Origin of the sequence: Vibrio sp. M250220 (genome assembly GCF_036533795.1) — a bacterium.
GTDB lineage: Bacteria > Pseudomonadota > Gammaproteobacteria > Enterobacterales > Vibrionaceae > Vibrio.
Genome location: NZ_JATABI010000205.1, coordinates 1 through 468, shown reverse-complemented (window position 1 = coordinate 468; position 468 = coordinate 1). Strand labels below are relative to the sequence as shown.

General features: G+C 44.4%; 1 pseudogene. It reads right to left on the bottom strand.

The annotated features are described in order from the left end of the window. Positions 1-51: 51 nt before the first annotated feature. Positions 52-468: pseudogene (locus tag QTN94_RS20450) on the bottom strand (LysM domain-containing protein); the annotation flags it as partial.

The window sequence follows — 468 nt, the reverse complement described above, 5'->3', positions numbered from 1 at the left end:
GCTGCTGCAAACGACGAGGAGAATAAAGATTGATACACATTTTTTCATGGTTTATCTCTCTGGTAACCAGTTGCTTAGCTGATAGCCGCGCAGTTTAAATTGTTCAAGTTGCTCGATATCATCCTCAGGGAGCACCGCATATACCGCTTTCATTCGCGCTCGGGCTGGGTACGATTTTTCTAGGATTTTATGTTCCTTAGTTAACCAGTGAATGTACTCGCGCAAGTCTGCGTAGTCATCGTCTAATGTTTCCATGTATCTGTCTTTATTTTTATCATTCGGGTTTTCATAAGGCTGTGAAAAGGCCTTGGTAAAAAACTCCCGTAAGCTGATGACATTTTTGGCGTAGCGTTGCCATTGTTCTGCTTTATTAAGCTCAGTGGGGTGCGGTAAGCCCATACGTTGCAGGGCATTTTCAAAGCGCTTGATTTGCCCTGTATCGGCTCGGCTTGCTCCTAACCAATTGAG